The sequence below is a fragment of the Spiroplasma endosymbiont of Melanargia galathea genome, from assembly GCF_964031075.1.
GTDB classification, from domain to species: domain Bacteria; phylum Bacillota_I; class Bacilli_A; order Mycoplasmatales; family Mycoplasmataceae; genus Spiroplasma_A; species Spiroplasma_A apis.
In genome coordinates this window covers 59,350-86,281 of the sequence record NZ_OZ035000.1, presented here as the reverse complement: position 1 = coordinate 86,281, position 26,932 = coordinate 59,350, and the positions used below count along the sequence as shown (strand labels likewise).

Genomic DNA, 26,932 nt, shown 5'->3' with positions numbered 1-26,932 from the left:
AAAAAAGCTCTGCACTAGTTTATAGTGTAGAGCTTTTTATTTTAAGTTTCATTGTTTGCAAATTAAATCAAGTTCTTAACTTCCTCGGTTTTCATTAATCCTGCATCATATAGTTTTTTAAAATGTCCTTCAGTATTTTTTAATTCATCGAACGTACCAATTTGGACTACACCTTTCCCTGGTGCTAGAACTATAATATGATCACAATTTTTAATTGTTGAAAGTCTGTGAGCGATAGAAACACTAGTTCTACCAATCATAAGTTTTTCTAATTCTGCTTGAATTTCTTTTTCAACAATATTGTCTAAGGCACTGGTTGCCTCATCTAAAATTAGAATTTGTGGGTTTTTTAAAAACATTCTAGCTATTACTAGTCTTTGTTTTTGTCCTCCCGACAACATAAACCCTCTTTCACCAAGAATAGTTTCGTACTTGTTTGGTCAAGACATTATTAAATTATGAAGGTCTGCTTTTTTAGCCGCTTCGATAACTTCATCATCGGTGACATTTGGAGTTGTGTATTTTATATTTTCTTTAACAGTTCCAAACATTATTTGGGGTTCTTGTTCAACATAACCAACGAGGTCAAGATATGATTTTAAGTGTAACTCTTTTAAATCAACTTCTCCATTAATCAATATTCGTCCTTCTGTTGGGTCGTAAAATCTTAATAATAATTTGGATATTGTAGATTTACCACTACCAGTTTCCCCTACAAAAGCATAGCTTTTTCCTTTTTCAAAAACAAAGTTAAATTTTGGTAATACATTTTTTTCGGGTTTTTCTGGGTAGTTAAAAGAAACATTTTCAAATATTATGTCTTTGTCTATTTTATCTATTATTTTTCCTTGACCTGAATAAAAGTGTGGATCCATTATTGGCTTGGAATCAATAATTTGAAATACTCTTCGAGTACATTCGTTCGCCATCAAGAAACCGAATAAAGCTCTTAATAACTGAAAGATTGGAGATGTCATTGTACCTAATCCTGAGATAAACGAAGTTGTAATGATAAGTAATTTTTCAGTATCATTTTTATAAAACCCGTATGCAGTTGTAAGAATTAGTAATTGAATTGCCATAATAGAGACAAAAGCACTTGTAAGAACAAAACTTAGTCTTTTGAAGAAGGCTCTTACAGTTTCATAAAATTCGGTGTGAATTTCTCTGAATCTTTTTTTCTCGTAACTTTCTGTACCACTTGCTTTAATAAGACGAATTGTTCCAATTCTATCAGTGACATCTCCGTTAACGAATGTTATTGTTGTACGTAATTTTTTTATTCAACTTTTTACTTTTGAAAAGAATATCAGAATTGCAGACAAACCAAAAGCAACAAAAGACATTGATATTAATCCTAATCTTCAATCAACTGAGATAAGTACGACTGAAGAACCGATAAAGTTGAATATAGCGATAAGAATCATCATTGGAATATTTTGAGTTTGTTCACCAATTATTCAAGTGTCTGCACCCAACTTAGTAAGAATTTCTCCGATTTTCTTATCAGAATAGTATGAAATATCTTGTTGAATAAGTGCTCGTACAGTTTCATTTCTTAAATATATTTCGACAGCTTTACCTAACTTACCTACTGCAATATTTAATGAAAAAATACTTATTCCAAGACCACAATACATTGCTATTTGAAGTAAAACTCAATGCAATCAAGTGAAGTCTCAAATGATAAATTTTGTTGTTGGTTGAGATTGGCTCTCATCTGTCATATCAACAAGACACTTCATAATTTGTTTCATAACCAAAGGAGCAGATACTCCAATTGAGCTAGCCATTAGTGCTAGGATAAAAATTAAAAGAGCAAACAACTTATGTTTTCTTAGGTAAATAAAAATCATTTTTATATAACCTCTATGTTTGCGTTCTTTATCTATTTGTTTTAAGATACTTTCTTTTGCTTTTTCTTCAAATGCCATAAAAACCTCCTTCTATCCCATTAATCCTGCTTTATACAACTTATTAAATCTTCCTTCTTGTTCTTTTAACTCATCAAATGTTCCGATTTGTATTATTCCTTGAGCATTTTGTCCTAACACAACAATTTTGTCACAATTTTTAATTGTTGAAAGACGGTGAGCAATAACAATTGTAGTTCTTCCCACCACCAATTTATCTAATTGTGCTTGTACCTCTTTTTCGACAATATTATCTAATGCACTAGTTGCCTCATCAAGAATCAATAATTGAGGATTTTTCAGAAACATTCTAGCTATTACTAATCTTTGTTTTTGTCCTCCTGATAACATAAATCCTCTTTCCCCTAGAATAGTGTCATATTTATCAGAAAGAGTTAATATGAAGTCGTGAATCTGGGCCTTTTTAGCCGCTTCAATTACTTCTTCATCTGAAGCATCAAACTTAGCATATTTTATATTATCCATTACAGTACCATATAATATTTGCGGCTCTTGTTCAACATAACCAACTTTATCTAAATAACTAGGAAGATCTATTTCTTTTAAATTAACCCCATTGATAAGAACACTTCCTGCTTTAGGGTCATAAAATCTAAGTAACAGTTTTGCAATTGTAGACTTACCGCTACCTGTCTCCCCAACAAAAGCATAACTTTTTCCTTTTTCAAACACTAGGTTTGTGGTTGGGAGGATTGGTTTTGAAGGTGATTCAGGGTAAGAAAACTCTATATCTTTAAACTCAATAGAGTCAATGTTATTCACAACTGTTGGTTCCTCTATGTATTTTATTAATGATTCATGAGAATATATAAAGTTTAGTCTTGTATTACAGTTTACGGTTCTTGATAAAGCTCTTAAAATAATTGGCAATAAAAATACAGCCGAGGTTAAGATTGAAACAGATGACATAAATCCAATAGCCAACGAGACAACTCTTTTTAACTCTCAAATATCTTTGTACAATGCAATAACCAAAATAGTTGTAATTCCAGGAAGAATTCAACCAAAGAAGTTTGAAAATATAACAAGACAAGCGTTAATTTTAACAGTTTTGTTGATTTTTTTATCGTATACCTTATTAAATTCTTTGACACGTTCTAATTCATAAAGTTCTGTTCCAGAAGACTTTATTAATCGAATATTCATTAATCGATCGGTATTATCAGTATCAAGTTTTTGTTTATAATCGATTGATGTTATAAGTGCTTTTTGGTATGCGAAAAATATTATTCAAGATATTAAAAATAATATGAAAAATAGTCCTAAGCAAATGCTAGCAATTTTGACATCTAATGAGAACATAACTGTATTAACAGTGGTGAACATTACAAAACAATATATCAGGTTGACACCAAACTCATTCAAACCATCGGCTACCCCTTGTGAGTCACCAACTATTTTTGTCATTATATTTCCAATCTGATTTTTTGAATAAAAACTAAGGTCTACATTAGTTAAGTTATCTAAACATTTCACCCTTAGAAAAATTTCAGCTTTTCTTGTAAGCAATCCACTAAGATAATTTAGTGTAAATTCCGAAAAAGCAAAACATACTATCATGACAGCACCAATTATTGCTCAATTATATCAATACATTGGTAGACCAAAAAGAGAATTACCACCCTCTTGATTTATAACTTTTATCAGGTTCGTAATAACAATAGACATAGCAGAGAACAAAAATGTATCTATAAAAGCTATTATTATATATGAAGAAAAAAGTGCAGGATATTCTTTTGCAACTTCTTTTAAAAGAATACCAAGCTTTTTGAATTTTGTTTTAGAGAAAAATTTAACTCTTTCGTCCAATGTTTGCATATTTTCACCTTTCTTTATATAAGTACTTAATAAAACATTAATATTTGATTTTCATTTTAATAAAATTAATCAACTTACACTCAATCACCAACTGTAATTGGGTATAAACAAAGACAAAAATCTAGTAAAATACAAAAGTATAAATCCGTTAAATTAATTCTTTAGTTAAGGAATCAATGAACTGTGGATATATTAATAATTTTTATATTGAAAAAGATTTATGTAAATATTGATAAATAAAAGAGTAATTTTATACGATAAACAATTTGAACACCCATTCATTATTAATCACATATCTAAATAAGTTATATGGATATAATTTTTAAATTTACCCTAACTAAATATTAAGATTTTTCAAAAGAACTAAACAATCTTTGAGTTATTTAATTGACTTTTGTAATTACGCAAAATTATTTTACCACTATAAATTTCTTAATACATATATTTTAAAAAAATTAAGTCTAGAAAGATTTTGGTTTTTTTAGTATAAAAAAATGACTATTAATTAAATAGTCACATAATGATTATTATTTAATAGCTTCTTCAGCTGTTTTGAACACTTCTTCAAGTTGATTACATGATGCACCAAAACCACTAAGTTCTTCTGAAGTAAGATCTCATTCTAAGATTTCTTCAATACCATTTCATCCAAGAATACAAGGAACACTTGTATAAACTCCGTTAATACCGTATTGTCCTGTTAACTGTGCACCAACCATTAGTTGCGCTTTTTCATCAGTCAAGATAGCTTTAGAGATTCTTGCCAAACAAGCTCCGATACCGTAGAATGTTGCTCTTTTTTTCTCAATTATTTTGTAAGCCATATGTACAGCATCGTTTTTTACTTCTTCTAAATCCTCTTTTGTGATTTTTCCATTATCTAGGTATGCTTGTAAAGATTTACCCATAACAGTTGCATTACTTCAAGCAGCTACTGATGAATCCCCGTGTTCTCCAAATAAATATGCTTTTACAGATCTAGGAATAACATTTAACTTATCTGCCAATAATCTTTTTAATCTTGAAGAATCAAGTGTGGTTCCTGAAGAAATAACTCTATTTGAGTCAAAACCTGTAACTTTTTGATAAACTCTTGTTAAAACATCAACTGGGTTAGAAGCAATAAGTGTTACTCCTTTAAATCCTGACTTTTTGATGCTTGTTGCGATTTCTTTCATAATTTTTGCGTTATCAGCAATCATTTCAAGTCTTGTTTCACCAGGTTTTTGAGGTCTACCTGCTGTAATTACTACTAGATCTGCATCTTTACAGTCTTGGTAATCTCCTGCTTTGATTGAGTCAAATGGACTTGATAAAACTGCGTGTGTGTCTAATAAATCTAATGCGTTTCCTTCAGCTGCATCTTTAAATACATCTATTAAAACATAATGTTGTGCCAATCCTTGATTAATAGCTGAGTACACAAAACTTGTTCCTACAGCCCCACAACCAACTAATACTATTTTTTGTTCTTTTTTCATTATGAATGTCTCCTTATCCTACATTGTCATAATAACACATTTCAATTTGTAGTAATAAATTTTTATTATCTTTGTTAATTCATTATTTTCTTACGAAACGTTTACGGTGACTTTGAATGCCACTGTTGATAATTCCTTTCAATTCTCATGACCGAAAAGCTCAAAATCTACACTTTTAGTTAAATAAATTAACAATTCTTGTTTACCTTTTTTGATGGTGTCTCTTCAACTTGTTTCCTTTTTAAGAGTTTCATAATCAACAATATTTCCTTCAGACATAATATTAGAACCATTAGAGCTTATTGAAATTCAGTCTTTAAGTCATCTGGTTACTTCATACTCATCATCTCAAAAAGCCAATGAATGGTTACTAAAATAGAAATTTTTTGAGTAACCGTATTTATCCAAGATTGTATTTTTTAGTTTATCTAAAATTTTTTGACTTAGAGACGATTCCTTTTCGATATACTTGTAAATTTCTTTCAATCATTCTTTATCATTCTCTCTAATATCAATTACACCCTGATTACTCGATGCACTATTCGCACTAAAATCTAGAACGTCTAAATATTTTTCTACTATTTTAAAATTTATTTTGATCGGTTTTGATAAGAAGTAGTAAAAATTATTTTCTGATAGAGTAACTTCAATGAAACCACTTTTCAGAAGTGAATCGTATTCTAGGTGGGTAAACTTTAATTGTGATTTCATCAAAGAGGGATTTTCAATCAGTATTTTTTTTATTAAGCTTTGTTCTAAATTCTCTTCGGTATTTAGAACAAACTCTTTGATTTTGAGTTCGTTTTCTAAGTTAGTTTTCTCTTTTCAATTTTCACTGATTAAAAGTGAGTTTTTAAATATTGGATCATTTGCAAATCATTTTAAATAATCACCCATAAACAATTTATTTGCATCAACTGCATATTCATTGATAGAAGGTATTCTTTTAAAATTTTTTATTGCATCTAATACAGGTAATACCCTTCGATTTTTATCAAAGAATCCTCTATTTCACCAACTATTTCCCGTATTGAAGCTTTTTTGTTTTTCCTCATCGTTAGGTTCCGAATAAATGACCCCTTGTCGTGTAGCTCATCCAGATTTCCCAACTAAAATTCATGCTGGTTCTCACCAATAAAATCCTGTTTTCGTTTCTGGCAATGCTTTACTAATAGTTTCCATAATAGAATTGATATGTTTAGTTTGACTTTCTGGCGAAGGATTTGCGTTGAGTTGTTCTTGATTACCAACTTGACTCGAAGCTATGTCGCCCACTAAATTTGTAGGCTCAAAAGTATGGGGTGCAGCTGTTTCGGAAATATACGAATCTAATCCGAACTTTTCCTTTATTAACCTCATAACCTTAAACAATTTTACATTGCTTCCATTTCAATCCGGATAGTAAGTTACCCCTATTTTATCAACTCAACTTTTTGCTCCCCCCTCATTTAAATACTTGTTCAAAATATTTTCTCAATAAACTATTGAAGGAGTTCCGTCTATGTGAATGGCCTTGTTTACTTTTTTTTCATAAAACTTTTCAAACCTTTCAACCCCGTTCGCAGCTGATCTTAGATATTCAGCAGTTTGAATCAAGTTATATTTACCTGACTTAGATTTTCCTTTTTGGTTTCAAAAACTACCCGTTGTTATTTCGTTTCCTAATTGTACAGTGCTTGGGATAATTTTAGTATTATCATAAAATTTGCTGAGTGAACTATATGTATAATCCTCAATAGTTTTTTTAAGTTCTTCTGTATTTAGTTCTTCTCATGCTTTAGGCAATCATTGTCTTGCTGGGTCTGCCCAAAAATCAGAGAAATGAAAATCAAGTAATACATCTTTTATTCCAAACTTTTTTGCTTGATTAGTTATTCAAATATTTGTATCGATATCATTGTGTCCACCACCATAAGATTTTTTGTCTTCAGTGTATGGATTATTTCACACCCTTAACCTTAATGAATTAATCCCATAATACTGTGAGAGTTCAAATAAATTTTTTTTATTTCCATTCTTATCTAGATAAATTTTTTGATCATCCTCATTTATTAAATTCAAGTCATTTTTTTTACTACTTTGTTCGATTATTTCTGCATAAGACGAGAAATCCGCTCCTTTTATAAAATAGCTTTCTTTAGGTTTGATATTTTTGAACTCATTTTCAAATCAGTAATTGATATTGTCTTCTTTTTTTAAGCCTCAAACACCTATAACAGCGGCGAGAGTTGCTACTACAGGAATAGTTATTATCAATCCAAGACTTAATTTTTTATTTAAATTTCTCATTTTCTTCTCCTTCATGATTTTTTATGTTTTTATAATGTAAAAAATATACTGATAAACAAAGACCACCCAAGATATTTAGGGTTGATGATAATACTTGTGATTTTCATTTTTTAAATACAACTTTTATAAAGGATAGGTTTATTAAACCGAATAAACTAGTTCAAAGTATATAAATATTAGCAATTGTGAATGAATATGACAAAATATACTGTCAATCATCTTTAGCAACCACAATCAAATTTAGATCACTTTTAAGGCCCCACCCATTATCTGTAAAATCATTAATTGTGAATGTTATGGAATAAAGAAACAACACTATGTATACTCCAAGTAAATAATTGTACGTAAATTCTTTAAAGTCATTGAGCAACATATCTCGTTTTTCTTTATTTTTTCAATATAAGTATTCCCAGTACAATGAGATAACAAAGAGAATGTTATGAAATCAAAAAAAGTACTTTAAAAATTTTGGCCCAAAAAGTCTCATTCATAAGCTTGTAAAAACAGCTAATCATATGATTACGTTGATTTTTAAATATAGTTGAGTTATAAATGAATTTGATCACTTATAAACAATATTTAAAAAAACATTATAAAATAAGGCTACAAATAACGAAATTAATAAAACTATTAATGTAGAAAATAAAAATATTATTGTAGCTAAAACTTCTTTGTTGTTTATTTTAAACTGGTTTATTTTTTGTTTCAAGTTAGTACCTCTTTTTAGTATTATATATTATTCAAGAAACGTATAAAAGAATAAAAAAAATCTATGAGAATACTCATAGATTTTTTTATTATTTAGAAGACCTTTGTTTAGCTAGGATCTCTCGCATATTTGGTTTAATTACTTCTTGTTCTCCACCATAAACTACGTGGACACTAGAACCTTTGATAATTATACCAGTTGATCCCCCGAGTGACATTATACCCTCTTTGTTAACCTTTGTGCCATCGACCACAGTTAATCTTAATCTTGAAGCACAAGAGTCTACAGCGGTAATGTTACTTTCTCCACCTAAATACTCAATTATTTTAGTAGCTTTTTCAATTTGAGCTTCGGCTTTAAGGTTTGAACCATTTCCGCTTTTAGCTTTGAAGTCAGCTTTTGTATATAATGTAGCATCACCTTCTCTACCGGGAACTTTTACGTTTGCATATTTCACTGCAAAGAAGAATGAGAAGAAATATGCCGGTGCCATTATTGCACCTATTCATAAAGCGTGATATCAATTAGTTCCTAGTTTTAAAGGTATCAGACCGAACACTATGTAATCGATGAATCCCCCAGAAACTGTCATTGATACGTGCACTTTCATCAAACCGGTTAGCATGAATGAAATTGCTGCTAATGGCATATGAACACCATAGAATAATCAAGGTGCTAAGAACAAGAATGTAAACTCAATTGGTTCAGTTATTCCTGTTAGGAAGCAAGTGAATGCTGCAGAGAAATAAATTCCCATTACTTGTTTTCTATTTTCTTTAGGAACATTCAATCACATGGCAAGAGCTGCACAAGGTAGACCGAACATCATAAATGCAAATTTACCTGATTGGAATCTTCCTAAGTTAAGTCCTAGATTTTGTAAATCAGTAAATGTTATTCCGAAATCATTACCTATAACTCTGTACATCATAGTTTGATCTCCAATTGCTTTTAGGAAATCATCACCACCAGGTTGTGAATTTATTCAATTGTAAACATCTTTAGTTGTTCAAGGTAAACCATTTGTATAGAATGTAGGGTTACTTCAATCAATTATTTTATCTGGATTTTCTAGTAATGCTCCACTAATTGATCCCCCTGCACTTGTTCATCACAAGGGAGCGTAGAATACGTGATGTAGTCCAAAAGGAACTAATGAACGCTCAATAATTTCATAAACTAGGGAATCTACTCCAACTGGTAGTTTACCTGAATTTGTACCAAATCATTGTAGTCCTAGACCTATTGGAGGTCATATGAATAGGAAGAAGAATGATAATGGGATAACAGCAAAGAAAGTGATTATAGGTACTAACTTACTTCCAGAAAAAAAACTTATAAATTGTGGTAGCTGTGTCTTATGAAATCTATTGTACATAAAGGCAGCGATTGCACCAACAAATATAGCTGCGAATACCCCTGTATTTAAAGAAGTTATTCCAACATTTTGTGTAACCAAGCCTGTTGGAACTTCTTTATACCATAACATTTTATAACTTGTTATAGTATCAACACCATTTGTTGTTATAAGTGCTGCTTGTATACCATTAAGAACCAAGAAACCAACAACACTTGTAATTGCGGCAACACCTGAATCTTCAGTATAAGCAATGGCAACACTTATACAAAATAGAATAGGAAGGTTACCAAATGCAACATCTCCCATTTTATTCATTGTAGTACCTAAATATCATAGGAACGAATCTTTCGCCGCTTCGTTAGCTATAGTTGCACCAACACCAAGAAAAACTCCAGCAATTGGTAGCAATGCTATAGGTAACAAAAAGGCTTTACTTAATTTTGAGAATGTTGCTGCTGTACTTGCTCTAAACCTAGACCAAGTAGTACCTGTTTTAGCATTAACATTCTCTTTTGTTATTTTTTTTGTCATATTTATATCCTTTCTAGAGGTTTAATAACCATAAATTTATTTTATTCTTTTTTTTAAGAAAAAGGAATTTTTTTTGCATATTTTCATAAATTGGGAAATTTTTTGATATGTTTAAAAAACCCCTTTATTTACAAGGTGTTTTTTAAAACCAACCACAATAAAGTTATCTTTGACTAAAGGTTTAATCTTCTAACTTTGAGAAATGTTTAATTTGGCAAACTTATCGCATATAAGTGAAGGATTCAACTAATGACAACATAAAAAAGTTTCTTTAATAAGGAAAAAGGACTTGTTAGTGTGCATATTGGTGTTTTGTGATGTGTATTGTTTCTAAATATTCGAAAAATATCACAATAAAAGCAGATTGTTTAAAAAATTGTATAAAAACTTTTGCTTATAATTTGTATTCAAACCATGTTTTCAAAAAAAAAAAAAAAACAGGTTTAGGCCTGAATCATTAAGAAGGTTGAGGCAATCGCCATTGTTAAACAAAATACGATTGAGTATGTTAATATATGTCTTTTTGTAAAGTCCAATAACCCCGCTAATCCTCCCTTTTGAGTGTTTTTGAGTGTAACTGAAACTTCTGATCTTTTTCTAATTTTTAATATTAATCATATTATGAATAAAATTAATGTGATTGCGTAAAAAGCACATGCTGCGCTTAAATATATTATTTTATAAGTAGACATTGAGTCACCTCGACTAAATTTTTTTTATTTTATTAAGTCTTCTTTCTATATCTCTTTTTTTGATTGTTTCACGTTTATCGTAGTTTTTTTTACCCTTTGCTAAACCAATTTCTAATTTGACATAGCTGTTTTTAAAATAAAGTTTTAATGGTACTAGTGTAAGATTCTCGAGCTTTATTTTTTTGAGTAATTTATTTATTTCTGATTTATTTAGCAGAAGAACTCTTGTTCTAGTTGGTTCCTGAACTACAAAATTTGCATATTCATATTTTTTTATATTCATATTCAATAATTCTACTTGACCTTTTCTAATCAAAATGAACGCTTCGTTTATCGACACTTCATTAGCTCTTATCGATTTAATTTCGGGGCCAGTAAGCACTATACCCGCTTCTAATTTTTCGATGATTTCATAATCAAAATAAGCTCTTTTATTTTTTAATATTACAAATTCACCCATAAAAATCCCCTTTAAGCAAGAACAAAATCGATTATTCTTTTTTTAATATCTGCGTTTTTAACTCTGATTTTTATTTTTTGACCTAACCTAAATATTTTATTCTGTTTATCAACAAGGATGTTGGCTTTTTCATCAAACTTGAAATCAGGTAGTTCAGATATGTGAATTAAACCCTCTACACAATTTTCAAGTTGAACAAATAAACCAAACTTAAGTACTGCTGCTATTATTCCTTCAAACTCTTGATTGATTTTTGATTTTAAAAACTCGGCCATACAAACTTTATTAACTTCTCTTTCAGCATTAACGGCGTTTTTCTCTGTATCATTTATTATATTACAAGCCTTTAAAATAAATTTTTCATTCTGTTCTTGTTTAAAGCTTCTAACATCTTTTTCTACTAAATATTGTTTTAAAAATCTATGTACCATAAGGTCACTATATCTTCTTATTGGACTTGTAAAGTGTGTATAACAATCGCTGGCTAAGCCAAAATGACCAATATTTTCTAGCTCGTATTGTGCTTTTTCCATAAATTTAAGTAAAGTAACGTTTATTACATCTCGTTCGGTTTGATCTGATATTTGTTTTTCAATTTCTTTAAGAGCCTTATTGATAGTTTTAGGATTTGCTTTATCAGACTCTGCTAACTTAACATTTATACCAAGAGCCTTTATTATGGAGTGTCATTCAATTAACTTTTCTTCTTTTGGAACACCATGATTTCTATAAATGAAAGGTAGTTCTTTTTTAAAGATGATAGTGGCCACACATTCATTTGCACTCACCATAAAATTCTCAATCAGCTTTTCACTAATTCCTCTATCTCTTGGCTTTATATCAATTACATTGCTATCTTTATCTAAGATTATTTTTGGTTCTGGTATATCGAACTCTATTACTCCTCGAACTGATCGTTCCATATCTAAGAGGTCATGTAATTCCTTCGCTACTTCTAACATTTTTGCTGTTTCTTTGCTATGATCTAATTTACCTGTGGCATAAAAATCATTTACTTCTTTATAAGTAAGGCGTGCTTTGGAGTTCATAATTGACTCATAGACATCTCTATTTAAAACTTTTCCATTTTTGTCAAAAGTCATTTCAGCTACTAAACAAAGTTTATCTTCATAAGGGTTTAAACTACAAACACCGTTAGATAATTTTTCAGGCAACATAGGTATTACTTTATTTGCTAAATATACCGAGTTACCTCTAAATAATGCTGTTGAGTCTAAAGGTGAAAACGGTGTAACATAATAACTCACATCAGCGATAGCTACTATTAATTTGAAGCCTTCTTTTACTTTCTCTACATAAATTGCATCATCTAAATCTTTTGAGTCTGCGCCATCGATTGTAACTAAATTTTTATCTACCAAGCTTTTTGGTAAACGCCTTTTTATCTGAGGGTCATCATAGTTTAAAGGTACCGCTACTTGATCTGCATTGCTAAGAGTTTGTTTATTAAAATCTGGATGAATATTATATTCATAGGCAATTGAAATTATTCTATCGACCGCCTTATTAGCATCACCAATAATTTTTTGTATACGAGTAAATAGTTTTTTTTCTCGTACATCTAGAATTTTTACTTTTACAATTATGTCTTTTTTGAGGTGAAAATCTTTTTGGTTGACCATAACAATCCGGTAGTTTTTAAAACCAGGTTCATTAGATATAAAGTCAAGAAACCTCCCGTCTTTGCTGGGTTGTATTTCACCAACTAAGGAGGTTTTTGTCCTACAACTTATGTCTTCAATATTGGCTCTAAATCTGTCATCATTTTCTTTTTCCAAAGTAAAAACTACTTCATCAGTGGAGATTGAACCATTCAAACTCATCGGAGGCACAAAATAATCATCACAAACTTCATTCATATCTTTGACAAATCCAAAACCTTTATCATTTATTTTTATCACACCAAGCTTATATTTAGCACCAATATAATAAATTACGTTTTCTTTTGTCCAACCTATTTTATAACCTTGTTGAAGCTCCTTTAAATTACTTGAAATTTCCTCGTAATCCTTGTTTAACTTTTGTAAAAGGTTATTGATGTGAGTTTTATTATCAACTCCAATAGCCTTCATAATTAGATCTTTCATATTAACTCTTTTCTTTCTAATAAAAAAACACCATTATTTAAGAACAGTGTTTGTAATTATACCTATAACTATTGTAATAACAAATAGTGAAGCTCCCAACCCAAACATTCAAAGGGACATTGTTTTATCTGTTCCTCTTTCCTTTGAGTTAGAAAATAATTCATCATTTCCACCATTCAGTGCACTTAAGCCTGTTTGAGATGTTTTATTTTGGATAAGTCCAACCATAATCATCAAGAACGAGACCACTAAGCCTAGTATTTCAAAAACAAATATCACTTGGTTACCAAGTTGTCTTTGTGATGTGCTTGCCAATATTTCTAACACACTTTCGCCTCCAATTCAATATAATATTACTATATTTTCTCATACTTTTTCTAAAAAAGAATGTGTAAAAGTACAAAGACACAATTTATTTGTTCTTAATGATTGGCATTCTTATACCAATCGCTTTAAAAGGTAGTTAAAAAAATAATTAAAAGTTTTTCTCAGACCTCAAAAATATAAGAATGAATAGTATAATCATAACGGTGAGATTATGCAGTGATTAGATTATGTTATAAAGTTTTTCTCTAGATTTTTAAAGACAAATCATTTCAAGAAAAAATTTAGAACGAAAAGTATAAAAAAATTGATAAACATAATTGATAACCCAAAATGACAAATTGTCGATATTAGAAATAGTCTATCTTTTTCGGAACATCATTTAAAAGGTTCCATTAACATCCCTGTCACAACTTTTAATTATAAATATTTTAAGAAAATAAACAAAGACTCGAAAATTTTAATATTAGACAATAATTATAGAAGTCATTTAACAATTTATAAAACATTAAAATCCAAAGGATTCAAATCTTATTTATTGTACGGTAATTATGATGACATTAGAAATAACCCTTTGTTTGAAAATTTTACAGAAGTTGTTATTTACTAATTCGCAAATTAATAAAAAATATAAATTAGGCAAAAAAAACATTTTTTGAGTTTTCAAAAAATGTTTTTTTGTTTTCTAAATATTTAGAAACCTTTAAATAATTCAATAGCATTAACACCTAATCCCTCAGCAATTTTTTCAATTGCTTTAAGAGATACATTTCTTTTACCTCTTTCGGTATCTGAAATGTAGTTTCTATGTAACTTAGATTTAAACCCTAATTCTTCTTGAGTCATGTTTGCTTTTACTCTTAGTTCTTTCATATTTTGACTAAATATAAAGATTATGTTGTTTTTTTCCATATCTATTCACCAATGCTTTCTGACAACCTTTCAATAATTTTAAAAAGATTACTAATTCCCGACTTGGTAATTTTTACATTCTTCTCTTCGTTCAGAATTTCACCGAGTTCAGAGAAGGTTGCTTCCGGATTTTCCAAACGCACTTGTGCTAACACTTGTGCCTTTTTAGATAATTCGTCAAACATGTTTTTTTCCATAATGTGTGATATCTGCCTTACTTGTTTGATTCCAGCGTTATAAGTTTTTTGTTGATTATAAATTTCAATATTTAACATTCTGTTAACATTGTTATTTACATCCCGACTTATTCTAGTATTTTCAAACATTAACACGGCCTTTGCGGCGTCTACAAACTTGAGAAAATCAGATACTACAAGTGACTTTTTTGCATAACATACAAATTTCTTTTTTCTTGTAGTAACTTTAAAACCAAAATCAAATTGGTTTAAAAGATCGCAAAGATATTTAGCTGATTCCGGTTCTTTTGTTTGTAGTTCAACATGATAATTTGTTGTTTGTGGAGAGTTAACACTTCCAACAGCAATAAACACACCCGAAATATAGGCTCTCGTAAGACCATAATTTTCGGTTTCATCCGAGTTTAAATATATTTCAATATGATTTTTAGATTTTTTTATATCATAGATGTTATACTTTGCTAAAAAATTGATAACGTTAGTTGTTAATAATAATTGATAAATTTTTTTTCTCTTTAATTTTTTCGAATCAATAATGGATACTTCTATGTTACCAACATATATTTCTTTAATTAAAGCATATATCTTTCGAATAACATTATTAGAATACGAAAAAAGTTTCAAGACTGTGTTTTCATTTAAAGAAATAAGTTCTCCATTATATTTTATGAAGCCCGAAAGTAGCATGATGGTTTGCTCTTTACTAAAAGTGTGTTCTAAGATTTCTTCTTTCACTTTCATTGCAAAAGACATTTAAATCACCCTACTTGCTTTTCTTTTTACTTATTACTTTTGTTAAAACTTTTTTTAATTTACTCTCTTGAGAGGTCATTTTATCAATAATCTCCTCAGTATAAAAATATTCCTTTTCATAAACATAACCAGGGGTCCTGATTAAGTTAGGAAAAATAAACTGTGACACTAACATAAAAAGTAATCCAAATAAGGAAGTCAAACCAACCGCTATATATGAAGCTGTCGGTAGATAAATTAAAAACAAGTGATCATTAGGTCTACCAAGTTCTAATACAAATCTAATTAAGTTTCACAAAAAGAAATATGCTCCAGCTTCAACACCTGCTTTAATTATTTTATAATTGTCTGGATTGTTAGCGTCAACTAACATTTTTCCTTTTTTTCATTTATTTGCAAGTGAATTAGTTCCTTGCAATTTAGTTATCTCTTCTTTATATTTTTTAATTGCTTGTTCGTTGTTATTTGAATAAAAGGCTTTTTTTCAAACTTCGAAGTATGTTTGTTTTTCAGCGTCTTTTTTTCAAGTAAAAGCGTGCTTAAACGAATATTTTAAATCGAGTTGGTAAGTTTCTGGATGTAAATTTCATGGTTTTTTACTTATTCATCTACCAATACCGGGAATGAACACCGTAATTACAATCCAAGCTAAAAATAAAGCTATAGATTCGTAAAAGAAAATTGGTTGCATTTGATAAGTATGACCATTAATCATTTCAATGCCATTAATAAATTCACCCCCACTACCTGTGTATTTAAATTGAGTATTTACTCTTAAAAACTCAGGTAGTCAGTTTAAGGGGTTTGGACTGTGACTAGATACATCTCAGACTGGTTTTCCAAAAATTTCGTGGTTGTAAAAGTTTCCCCATCTTCCAATAGCTTGTCCGATAAGTATATTTGGTAATATACAATCCATGTAAACTAAGACAGATACTCTTTGTTTACGACCTAAAATATAGAAGATTAATATACCAACAAAACCTCCTAAAAATAATGCGCCATGAATCGACATTCCTTCTTTTCAAAATGCAAATAGTTCAAAGAAACTAGCTCCATTTGCATTTTTACCATAACCGTCGGCATTTAGTTTACCAAAGAAACTAGCTCCAAACAAACCAGCAGGTACACTCAAACAAGCTCCTATCAACAGTTCACGTAAGCTAAGCCCTTTTCGCCAAAATTTAAAAGCGGATATGGCTATAGTGACAATAACACCCAAAGTCATAGTAAATGCATAAACATGTAAGAAACCGTAGTCACCTTGAATTGTTCATTGCGGATTTATGTTGGGGTTATTTGGAAATTTGTCACCCGTCGTTCATTGTTCCATTAAAAAACACTCCTTAACCTTTAAAATTTTAACATAAATTGTATACGTTGTTATCAAGAGTATGAAAATTAAAATATAAATTTTATAAATGAACTTTTTCGTGTAATTATTTTCAATTTTATGAAAAAAAACGACCTTAGTCGAGATTTTCAATATATGATACAGCATTTTGTCCTGCTAAAGCTCCATCAGCTACCGCGGTCGCAATTTGTCTGAAAGGTGTGTTTCTAACATCTCCTGCTACAAATAAACCTTCAATCAACGTTTTCATGTTTTCGTCACTTTTTATGTGTCTTTGATCATTTAAGATTTCTTCGTGTCTAATGAAACTTGTAACAGGATATTGACCGATAAATGGGAAAATACCTTTCACTTCAAAACTTTCGGTTTTTTGTGTTTTGAGATTTTTAACATCAACACTTTCCACTTTGTTATCACCATTTATTCTTTCAACAACACTATCTAGAATAAATTTGATTTTTTCATTTTTCTTAGCTTTTTCAAGTGATTTATTATCAACTCTAAAATTTTGACTTCTATGCACTATGTAAACTGTTGAAGCAAATCTAGTTAAAAATATAGCCTCTTCAATAGCAGAATATCCTCCGCCAACAACTAGAACAGGTACATCTTTATAGAAGCTACCGTCACACACAGCGCAATATGAAACTCCTTTACCATAAAGTTCTTTTTCTCCTGGTACACCTAATAAATTTTCTTTAGTTCCAGTTGCTATTATTAATGATTTGCAAGTGATTTCTTTTCCATTTTCTAATTCAACAGTAAAAATATCTTGTTTTTCGAAGTCTAACAATCCTGAAAACTCAAATTTTGCACCCATGGAAGTTGCTTGATCAAAAAATTTGAAAGCTAGGTCTGGTCCATTAATAGAGTTAAATCCAGGATAATTTTCAATTTCACCAGTTTTAACAACTTTTCCACCTGGTGCTTCCTTTTCTAAAACTAGCACATTCAAGCCAGCCCTACAAGCGTAAAGCGCAGCGGTTAATCCAGCTGGACCTGCACCCGCTATAATCAAATCGTAATCTGTTTTAATATGATTTTTCATATAACCAACCTTCTTCCCTTCATTTTTTTGGCGCTATAAACTGAGCGCAAATCACCATTATGAAGCCCAGAATCAATATTCCTGTTAAGGAAAGATAATTCATTACGGGATTTCATTTGAACGACAACTCATAGGTTGTTCTTGATGTGTCTAATATAAATCTAATTATAGAATAAAATATAACATATGTGGAGCATAATACACCAGAATGAATAACAAAATACTTATCCTTATTATTAATATTATATAGTTCTTGTGAGTTCAAGGTTAAGAAATTTAATACTCTACTTTTCTTTCATCTTAACTCTTTCAAAATTTTTCAATAATCTTTTTTCAAATTATTTTTACGAAATCTGAATTCTTTTTTAGATAATCGTTTTTTAAACATTTCTTTTTTAATTACGTTTATCTCATTATCTCTTTTAAGTTTAATTCCTTTATACTTATCTAAAGCTTGTAAATACGAACGCTTGTGATTGTCGATAATACTTTGAGCAGATTTAACTTCTTGACTATCTGCCTGATACACAAAATAAGCTTTTAACCATGCTTGTCTTTTTGATAACTTATATTCACCATTATCATTTACCTTGTAAATAATATTTTGATAAGTGTTGTCAAAGTCTTGAATCGAGTTTTTTGAAACTCATTTTTTACAAGGAAATGCTAAAGGATTAACATTCCAAGGTTTTTTACTAATAATTTTACCCAGATTAGCGATAAAAAATGTTATAAAAAATCAAGTCATCAATGTAGCAATCGATTCAAATAAAAATAGCGGTTCGTTATAGCTTAGGCTTGATAATTTTTGACCCGTTGAAGGGTCAACAAAGTAAAACAATCTCATTCAAATTCACTCAGGTAATCATTGAAACTTTGAAATATCAGTTTGCCTTCCTAAAATCTCATGATTGAATAAATTTCCTCATCGCCCTATTGCTTGTCCTAATAATATATTTGGAACAATACAATCAGCATAAACTCATATAGAGATTCTTGTGTGATGTCTTTGATATCAAAATCAAACAAACCCCGCTGCTCCACCAGCAAATAAAGCACCAAAAATACTTAGTCCCGGTTCTCAAATAAATATAAGTTTATATATCGGAGTATTTGTACCTAACTTACCAAATATAGACCCTCCAATTACACCAGCTGGAATAACTATATAAATAGAATTCATAAACTCTTTAAGTGGTATTTTTCTTATTTTAAGTTGGATTGCAGAGGCAATAATTGTTACAAGCACCCCGCATAGTACAAGTATAGGATACATAAAAGATAAGTAATCTGATCCGTTATTTCACAGTTCATTTGACGTGTTTCTTTGATCATCGGCTAAAAAATTAATCATCTGTAAAAGCCATCACTCTTTCCGTTAATAGAGAAGCATCATCATTATAAAGTCCGCTCTGTGTTATTTTTAATTTTGAAACTGCTGTTTCTATTATATTAGGAATATTTCTTCCAGAAGAAACTGGTATTTTTATGTAGGGAACATCAACTCCTAAAATATTATAACTTTGAAAATCTTTTCCTAACCTTTCAGAATCATCAACACCATCTTTTTTAAATGCTGATAATTCAATAACCAAATCAACTGTTGATTCCTCCATAATTACTTGATAACCATTTGTTTTTGAAATATCAATTATACCGATACCGCGAACTTCAACTAAATTTTTTAAGATTTCATGGCTTCTCCCAAATAGAGAGCCGGATTTTTTTGTCACCACAATCCTATCATCACCAACAAATAAATGATTACTTTTAACAAGGTCCATTGCGATCTCAGATTTACCGATTCCAGACTCGCCAATGAATATAACGCCTTTCCCAAATATATTCATAAAAGAAGCATGCATTTCTATTTTAGGTGCGAAAAAATAATCCATATAATCTAGAGAGTTGTGCATAAAGTCACTTGTAGACTCAATTGAAGTTCTTAAAACAGGAACATTCAATTCCTTTGCTACATTAAAAAATACTTCATCTGTGAACTTAGATGTAATGATAACTCCCGGAATATCCTTCATCAATAATTTTCGATAACGTCCTTCACGTTCTTTGACATCAAAATTCATGATATAGTTATACTCTTTTGTTGACATTAGAACAAGCCTGTGTGATTTAGCTCCTTCTTCAAAGTAACCAGTTAACTCCAAACCTGCTCGATTAAGACCATAAACTTTTACTTGACTGTCTATTTTTTCTAAACCAGCCAATACTTCTAAATCAAACTTTTCTATTAAGTTTTTAAGTGTTAGTTTTTTCATAAGTAACCTCGCTTTAATTATTATAACGAGATTTATGGATAAAAAAAAACTAGTTTTAAACTCATTAAAGTTTATCACTAGTTAAATATGAGCTATTAGGTGTGTTTTTGTTTCTAAAACACCAAACATTCTCCATAGTCCATTTATTAAGTAATGGTTTTATAATTCTGAAGCTTGAATATGTCACAGATATATAAATGGGTAAAGTTATTGGTAACTTTATCAATTTACCTATCAAATCTACTCAAGCTGCTTCTCCTTTTCAAGACATCATCCATATCTGGTTAAGTAAAAGACTTTGTAGTACGTATCCGATACTATAAAGTAAAATTACTTTTAAAAGTATATGTTTTTCTTTTTTAAAAATGAATACAAGTGCACCCAGTAATCCTAAAACAGATTTGTTAAACATGTAACCCGCGTGGTATCCAAAACTATTTGGTATAACTGACCCCACAACATCTATCGAGATTCCAGACATAACACCACAAATTGGTCCGAATAGCATTCCTAAAAAGAATATAATTCAATCACCAAAAGCTAATCTAATATTTCCTAATATCGGAATATTGTAACCAAGTATATTCGTTAATACAACAGAACAAGCGCCAAAAGTTGATATGACAGTTAAGTGCTTAACACTTATTTTTTTAAATGTAAACTTTTCCATTGCTAGTGCAATTATTAAGGTGGCACAAACACCAATAATACCTATAATATTCGTCAAAATGTAAAAATTCATTATTTTCTCCTTAAAAACCACTTATATATTAATGGAATGAAATATAAACTTCCACATATAAGGATACTTTTATCTTTATTTTTTCTTAAAAACTTTTTTCAGTTCTTGACCCTATTCGGATGATCAACTTTATTTATGTCCCAACTTTTGAAATGTTTGAATGTTGTAACAAAAAGTTTATCACAGCTTTTTTCTAAAACTTCTATCATTTCGTTTTGTTCTTTACCTTTTATCGCAGCGAACAAAATTGTTAGGTTTGGGATTTTTTTGCATTCTTTGGACAACTCTCTTGCCCCTGAGATATTATGACATCCATCGATTAATAGCAAGGGATTTTTATTTAAGATGGTCAATCTACCTAAAGGAGGTTCTAGATAACTTGTAAAAGAATAACCTAAGTACTCAACAAGTTCTTTTGCCAAACCTTTATTGTACTTTTGGTATGTTTGTTCTCCTTGAAAAATCTCGCAATAATTTATATTATTCTTACAATACATCGATATTATATCTTTGTATTTTAAGTTGTCGTGGCTAATAAAAACCTTTGCATTTGGTTTGACAATCCCTATTTTTTGTTCAATTATGTTTTCAACTTTTGACCCTAAAACTTCTGTGTGATCTAAATCAATAGTTGTAATGCAGACTGCTTTTTGGTTTTGAAATACATTAGTGGAATCCAAAATACCACCAATGCCAGCTTCTATTATGGCTAGTTCTACATTCATATGTGTAAAATAAATTATTGCAACGAAAGTTCAAATTTCAAAAAACGTTAACTTATAGTTCGCAAAAATTTTTTTATATTTTTTGATGATTGCTTTTAATTGTTTATCAGTAATGGGATTTTCATTTACCTTAATTCGCTCATTATGAAATAAAAATGCAGGTGATGTAAAAAGACCGATGTTAGCTATTTTACCGACTAAGTTATCATAAATAAACTTAGCTGTTGAACCCTTCCCATTGGTGCCTACAATATTTACAACCTCAAATTTATTTTGTGGATTACCAATATCATTCAAAAGTTTACTTAGGTTATATTGTCTTTGAAAATAAGTCTTGAATGGGATAAGTTTTTTATCTACACTAATCATTTAAGTATGCCTTAAGGTATTTGGCAGTATAACTTTCCGATGACAAACAAACTTGTTCAGGGGTTCCTGTTACTAAAATGTTCCCACCTTCTGAACCTCCATCCGGTCCCAAATCAATTATATGATCAGAAACCTTGATGAAGTCTAAATTATGTTCAATAGTTAAAACTGTATTTCCTTGGTCTACTAAAATATTTAAAATCTTTATTAATCGCTTTACATCATCTATATGAAGACCCGTTGTTGGTTCATCAAGTAAGAACATTGTTTTTCCAGTTGATTTTTTTAACAAGAAAGTAGATAACTTAACTCTCTGAGCCTCTCCCCCAGACAAAGTAGTTGCATTTTGTCCGAGTTTAATGTAACCCAAACCAACGTCAAGTATTGTTTTTAGTTTAAGATTAATTTTTGGAACGTTTTCAAAAAACTCATAAGCTTCTTCTACTGTCATATTTAATACATCGTGTACATTTTTCTTTTTGTATTTAACTTGTAAAGTTTCTTCATTATATCTACGGCCGTTACAAGTTTCACAAATAACTTCCACAAAACCAAGAAACTGCATATCCACTCTAACAACTCCATCACCTTGGCAAGTGTCACATCTTCCACCTGGTACATTAAAACTAAATCTTCCTTTTTTATATCCGCGAATTTTAGCTTCTGGGACTTCCGCAAAAAGGTCTCTAATATCATCAAAAACAGATGTATATGTTGCTGGATTTGATCTAGGAGTTTTACCAATTGGGTCTTGTGAGACATAAATTATTTTGTCGATATTCTCGTGACCCTTCATTTTTTTGTACTTACCAGGTCTAATTAATTCATTGTTTATTTCCTTGCGGAGACCTTTGTATATTACCTCTTCAACTAATGTTGATTTACCACTACCACTTACTCCAGTAATAGTTACAAACTTACCAAGTGGTATGGTCACATCAATTTTTTTTAAGTTGTTTTCTGTAACTTCGAGAATCTCTAACTTCTTCCCATTTCCACCTCTACGTTTTTTTGGTGTTGGTATAGATAATTTTTTAGATAAATATTGTCCAGTTATCGAGTTTTCATTTTTACAAATATCTTCGTATGTTCCCTGGGCCATTACTTCTCCACCGCGTGTCCCTGCTCCTGGGCCAATGTCAACAATTCAATCAGCTTCTTTCATAGTATCTTCATCATGTTCAACAACTATAAGGGTATTCCCTAAATCTCTTAGCTTTTTCAAAGTATTGATTAATTTGTCGTTATCTCTTTGGTGCAATCCTATAGAAGGTTCATCCAAAACATATAGGACCCCCGACAGCTTCGAACCAAGTTGTTTAGCTAAACGAATTCTTTGTGCCTCTCCACCAGATAAAGTGGTTGCACTTCTAGAAAGTGTTAAATAGTTTAGACCGACTTCGTTTAAAAAACTTATCCTAGATAAAAGTTGTTGAAGGACTAGGCTTGCTATTTTTTCTTGTTGTTCAGTAAGTTTTAAATTTAATAAAAAGTTAAGTTCTTCCTCGATGGTTAAATTCACAAACTCAGCAATGTTTAATCCATTTAATTTTACACTCAATGCAATTGGGTTTAAACGTTGTCCTTGACAAGCTTTACACTCTTTTGATACCATGTATTTTCCATAATATTTTCTGTTTTCTTCAGAACTAGTTTCAATAAATCTTCTTTCAATTAAGCTTCCAACTCCCTCAATATAATCGAAGGCATTATAGACATTACCGCTTGAAGTTGTTATTTTTGTTTCGATTGGTTCTTCACTACCCCATAATATGACTTTCATTTGTTTTGCAGATAAAGTGTTAATGGGTTGGTTCAAATCTATTAAGTAGTAATTACATAAAGATTTAAACTTTTGTCATTCTATGTTTTGACTGTCTACTAGATTTTTATAATAAAGAATACCTCCTGATCTGATAGATAAGTTGTCATCAGGAATAATCAGGCTCGGGTCAGCTTCTAAGTTAACTCCCAAACCAGAGCAGACTTCACAAGCTCCATTTTTTTTGTTAAAAGAAAATAGGTTTGCTTCAAGATTTGGTATTATAAATCCACACTCACTGCAAGAATACTTAGTTGAGAATAGACGGGTTTCATCATTTCTTTTAGGATATTGTATTTTTATTAAACCATTAGAATAAGAAAGACCGACCTCAATTGCAGCATATATTCTTGATTGCAAATCTTCATCATCTTCTTGATAAATTAATCTATCTACCACAATATCTATGTTATGTCTTTTATTTTGTTCTAGTTCTATGTCTTCGTCTAAGTTTCTGATTTTGCCATTAACTAGCGCTCTAATAAATCCTTCTTTATTTAGTTTCAAGAATAAGTCTTTGTGTGTTCCTTTTTTATCTCTAACTACGGGTGCCAAAATAAAGAATTGTTCATGATCACTTGTTTCTTTTTTTAAAGTATCGATTATTTCTTTGATTGAAGAAGTTTGAATTGGACCATGACCGTTAATACAATATGGAGTTCCAACATTTGCATAAAGTAGTCTTAAGTGATCGTGTATTTCAGTAGTTGTTCCAACTGTAGAACGCGGGTTATGACTAGTGGTTTTTTGATCAATTGAGATTGCTGGACTTAGTCCTTCTATATCATCAACATCTGGTTTTTCCACTGACTTCAAAAATTGTCTAGAGAATGAAGATAATGATTCTATATATCTTCTTTCTCCTTCTGCATAAATAGTATTAAAAGCAAGTGAAGACTTTCCACTTCCAGATAAACCGGTAAAAACTATTAATTTCTCTTTTGGTAATTCTATATCAATATTTTTAAGGTTGTGTTCCCTAGCACCTTTTATTATCAGTTTGTTATTTGCCATTTTATTTCTCCTATAAAGCTTGTAGTTCTAAGATTATATCTCTTAATTCTGCTGCTTTTTCATAATTTTGTTCTTTTGCTGCCAAAAGCATTTCTTTTCTAAGGTCAGCAATAATTTTTTCTTCGGCTTTTTCTTTACTATTTTTTCCTTTAAGCTCTTTAATTTTGTTTCTTATATTTACAGAAGAACCAATATCACTTATTTTTTTTACAATTGTTTGAGGCACAATATTATTGGCCTTGTTAAAAGCGATTTGTTTATCTCTTCTTCTTTTTGTCTCTTGCATAGCCTCTTCCATGGCTTGTGAGATTTTATCTGCAAAAAATATAACTCTACCTTCTGAGTTACGTGCAGCTCTACCAACTGTTTGTATCAAACTTCTTGTGTTTCTCAAAAATCCTTGTTTGTCTGCGTCTAAAATACACACAAGACTAACTTCAGGTATGTCTAATCCTTCTCTTAGTAAATTGACACCAACAATAACATCGTAAACTCCTTTTCGAAGATCTAAAAGCACTTGATTTCTTTCTAAAGTTTTAAGTTCAGAGTGAAGATATGCCACTTTAATATTTCTATCTTGTAAAAACGAGGTAATGTCTTCGGACTGTTTTATTGTAAGAGAAGTTATGAACACTTTTTGTTTCTTAGCAGATACTTTATGTATTTCTGTAATTATATTTTCCATTTGATTTGTGGTTGGTCAAACTTCGATGACAGGGTCTACTAGTCCCGTTGGTCTAATAATTTGTTCAGTAACTACCCCATTTGTTAATTCTAACTCATAATCACCAGGAGTAGCTGAAGTGTAAATTACGCTTTGGAGTTTTCCAGTGAACTCTTCAAAGTTCAAGGGCCTATTATCCAATGCACTTGGTAATCTAAAACCGTGATTTACTAATGTTTCTTTTCTACTTCTGTCTGTATTAAACATCCCTTTTATTTGAGGAATCATCATATGCGACTCATCTATAATGGTTAAGAAATCTTCTCCAAAATAATCTACCAAACTATACGGAGGTGTTCCTGGTGCTCTAAAGTCAATATGCGCAGAATAGTTTTCAATACCACTACACATTCCAAATTCACTAAGCAGTTCTAAATCGTATCTTGTTCTTTTATCTAGACGATCTGCTTCTAAAACTTTTCCTTGATCAAGTAACTCCTTTACACGACCTTCAAGTTCTTTTTCAATGTTTTTAATGACAAGTTTCATCTTATCAAAATCTGTTACATATGACGAAGCCGGAAATACTGTGAACATTCTCAAACTTTCTTTAACAGTATTGTTTAAAACATCAAGAATATCAATTGCTTCAATTTCATTTCCAAACATTGATATTCTAATATTATAATCATCTGTCCAACTTGGAGCAATTTTAATTACATCGCCTTTGGCGCTAAAACAACCCATATCTAAGTGGGTCTCATTTCTTACATAACCAGTCTGAACTAAAAATGTTAATAACTGTTTTTTAGAAATAGATTGACCAACTGCTAACTCAAAAAAAACCTCACCATACTCTTTTGGATCTTGTGTGGCATAAATTGCAGCGACAGATGCAACAACAATTGTGTCTGTTCTAAGCATTAAAGCATTCATAGTGCTTAATCGCATCATCTCTAAATCATTATTTCTTTTAGCATCCTTATCAATATATAAATCTCTTGAAGGTATGTAAGCCTCTGGTTGATAAAAGTCAAAGTTTGATACAAAATATTCTACTCTATTATTTGGAAATAACTCTTTGAACTCTATATATAACTGCATAGCTAATGTTTTATTGTGAGCTAATACTAATGTGGGTTTATTCATTTCTTTGATGATATTTGCCATTGTAAATGTTTTACCCGTTCCAGTTGCACCTAACAAAACTTGATGTTTTTTTCCTTCCTTCAAACCATTTATTAAAGCTTCTATTGCTTTTGGTTGGTCTCCACCCGGTTTGAAGTTTGTTACCAAGTCAAATTCTTTAAATGTTTTTGCCATAAATTAGACTCCTTTATAAACCTATTT

The 26,932-nt window shown here is 30.3% G+C and carries 21 protein-coding genes; 1 reads left to right on the top strand and 20 read right to left on the bottom strand.

What is annotated here, in order from left to right:
• Nucleotides 1-62: 62 nt before the first annotated feature.
• The 10 genes from AAHM92_RS00395 to secG form a co-directional block, all read right to left on the bottom strand.
• Nucleotides 63-1,934 (bottom strand): ABC transporter ATP-binding protein, encoded by a 1,872-nt coding sequence (locus AAHM92_RS00395; protein WP_023788858.1) that lies wholly within the window; start codon nt 1,932-1,934, stop codon nt 63-65.
• Between the two features lie 12 nt (nt 1,935-1,946).
• Nucleotides 1,947-3,752, bottom strand: a complete 1,806-nt coding sequence (locus AAHM92_RS00390; RefSeq protein WP_500222516.1) for an ABC transporter ATP-binding protein — start codon at nt 3,750-3,752, stop codon at nt 1,947-1,949.
• A gap of 527 nt (nt 3,753-4,279) precedes the next feature.
• A complete protein-coding gene (locus AAHM92_RS00385) occupies nt 4,280-5,236 on the bottom strand; it encodes an L-lactate dehydrogenase (protein ID WP_407636227.1) in 957 nt (318 codons plus the stop codon).
• A gap of 87 nt (nt 5,237-5,323) precedes the next feature.
• On the bottom strand, nt 5,324-7,522 hold the full coding sequence (locus tag AAHM92_RS00380) for a glycosyl hydrolase 53 family protein (RefSeq protein WP_500222515.1): 2,199 nt from the start codon (nt 7,520-7,522) through the stop codon (nt 5,324-5,326).
• Nucleotides 7,506-7,895: a hypothetical protein gene (locus AAHM92_RS00375; RefSeq protein WP_500222513.1), complete on the bottom strand. Its 390-nt coding sequence runs from the start codon at nt 7,893-7,895 to the stop codon at nt 7,506-7,508. The genes AAHM92_RS00380 and AAHM92_RS00375 overlap by 17 nt, the downstream gene beginning before the upstream one ends.
• A gap of 424 nt (nt 7,896-8,319) precedes the next feature.
• Nucleotides 8,320-10,122 (bottom strand): PTS transporter subunit EIIC, encoded by a 1,803-nt coding sequence (locus AAHM92_RS00370; protein ID WP_500222512.1) that lies wholly within the window; start codon nt 10,120-10,122, stop codon nt 8,320-8,322.
• Nucleotides 10,123-10,565: 443 nt separating this feature from the next.
• The gene (locus tag AAHM92_RS00365; protein WP_023788854.1) at nt 10,566-10,814 is read right to left on the bottom strand and encodes a hypothetical protein; all 249 of its coding nucleotides are present in this window, start codon (nt 10,812-10,814) and stop codon (nt 10,566-10,568) included.
• A gap of 13 nt (nt 10,815-10,827) precedes the next feature.
• Nucleotides 10,828-11,274 (bottom strand): SsrA-binding protein SmpB, encoded by a 447-nt coding sequence (smpB, locus tag AAHM92_RS00360; RefSeq protein ID WP_023788853.1) that lies wholly within the window; start codon nt 11,272-11,274, stop codon nt 10,828-10,830.
• Nucleotides 11,275-11,285: 11 nt separating this feature from the next.
• Nucleotides 11,286-13,382, bottom strand: a complete 2,097-nt coding sequence (gene rnr, locus AAHM92_RS00355; RefSeq protein WP_500222510.1) for a ribonuclease R — start codon at nt 13,380-13,382, stop codon at nt 11,286-11,288.
• A gap of 33 nt (nt 13,383-13,415) precedes the next feature.
• A complete protein-coding gene (secG, locus tag AAHM92_RS00350; RefSeq protein WP_023788851.1) occupies nt 13,416-13,709 on the bottom strand; it encodes a preprotein translocase subunit SecG in 294 nt (97 codons plus the stop codon).
• Nucleotides 13,710-13,920: 211 nt separating this feature from the next.
• On the opposite strand from secG, the gene AAHM92_RS00345 reads away from it, so the two are divergent.
• A complete protein-coding gene (locus AAHM92_RS00345) occupies nt 13,921-14,316 on the top strand; it encodes a rhodanese-like domain-containing protein (RefSeq protein WP_023788850.1) in 396 nt (131 codons plus the stop codon).
• Between the two features lie 83 nt (nt 14,317-14,399).
• Here AAHM92_RS00345 and AAHM92_RS00340 read toward each other — a convergent pair whose 3' ends face one another.
• From AAHM92_RS00340 to uvrB, 10 genes are all read right to left on the bottom strand, one after another.
• Nucleotides 14,400-14,618 carry a helix-turn-helix domain-containing protein gene (locus AAHM92_RS00340; protein ID WP_023788849.1) on the bottom strand — a complete coding sequence of 73 codons (219 nt, stop codon included), beginning with the start codon at nt 14,616-14,618 and terminating at the stop codon, nt 14,400-14,402.
• Nucleotides 14,619-14,620: 2 nt separating this feature from the next.
• The gene (gene whiA / locus AAHM92_RS00335) at nt 14,621-15,556 is read right to left on the bottom strand and encodes a DNA-binding protein WhiA (protein ID WP_500222508.1); all 936 of its coding nucleotides are present in this window, start codon (nt 15,554-15,556) and stop codon (nt 14,621-14,623) included.
• 22 nt (nt 15,557-15,578) lie between these two features.
• Complete coding sequence (locus tag AAHM92_RS00330; protein ID WP_500222506.1) at nt 15,579-16,901, bottom strand: prolipoprotein diacylglyceryl transferase; 1,323 nt, start codon at nt 16,899-16,901, stop codon at nt 15,579-15,581.
• Nucleotides 16,902-17,037: 136 nt separating this feature from the next.
• Nucleotides 17,038-17,970 (bottom strand): thioredoxin-disulfide reductase, encoded by a 933-nt coding sequence (gene trxB, locus AAHM92_RS00325; protein WP_500222505.1) that lies wholly within the window; start codon nt 17,968-17,970, stop codon nt 17,038-17,040.
• The gene (locus AAHM92_RS00320; protein WP_500222503.1) at nt 17,954-19,324 is read right to left on the bottom strand and encodes a prolipoprotein diacylglyceryl transferase family protein; all 1,371 of its coding nucleotides are present in this window, start codon (nt 19,322-19,324) and stop codon (nt 17,954-17,956) included. Before AAHM92_RS00320 ends, trxB begins: the two co-directional genes overlap by 17 nt.
• On the bottom strand, nt 19,317-20,246 hold the full coding sequence (hprK, locus tag AAHM92_RS00315) for an HPr(Ser) kinase/phosphatase (RefSeq protein WP_500222502.1): 930 nt from the start codon (nt 20,244-20,246) through the stop codon (nt 19,317-19,319). Before hprK ends, AAHM92_RS00320 begins: the two co-directional genes overlap by 8 nt.
• A gap of 64 nt (nt 20,247-20,310) precedes the next feature.
• A complete protein-coding gene (locus AAHM92_RS00310) occupies nt 20,311-20,988 on the bottom strand; it encodes a folate family ECF transporter S component (protein ID WP_500222500.1) in 678 nt (225 codons plus the stop codon).
• Nucleotides 20,988-22,082, bottom strand: coding sequence for a Mur ligase family protein (locus AAHM92_RS00305; RefSeq protein WP_500222499.1), 1,095 nt, complete (start codon nt 22,080-22,082; stop codon nt 20,988-20,990). Before AAHM92_RS00305 ends, AAHM92_RS00310 begins: the two co-directional genes overlap by 1 nt.
• A complete protein-coding gene (gene uvrA / locus AAHM92_RS00300) occupies nt 22,075-24,918 on the bottom strand; it encodes an excinuclease ABC subunit UvrA (protein WP_500222498.1) in 2,844 nt (947 codons plus the stop codon). Before uvrA ends, AAHM92_RS00305 begins: the two co-directional genes overlap by 8 nt.
• A 10-nt stretch (nt 24,919-24,928) precedes the next feature.
• Entirely contained in the window at nt 24,929-26,905 is a 1,977-nt protein-coding gene (gene uvrB, locus AAHM92_RS00295) for an excinuclease ABC subunit UvrB (protein ID WP_500222496.1), read from the bottom strand.
• Between the last annotated feature and the right edge of the window lie 27 nt (nt 26,906-26,932).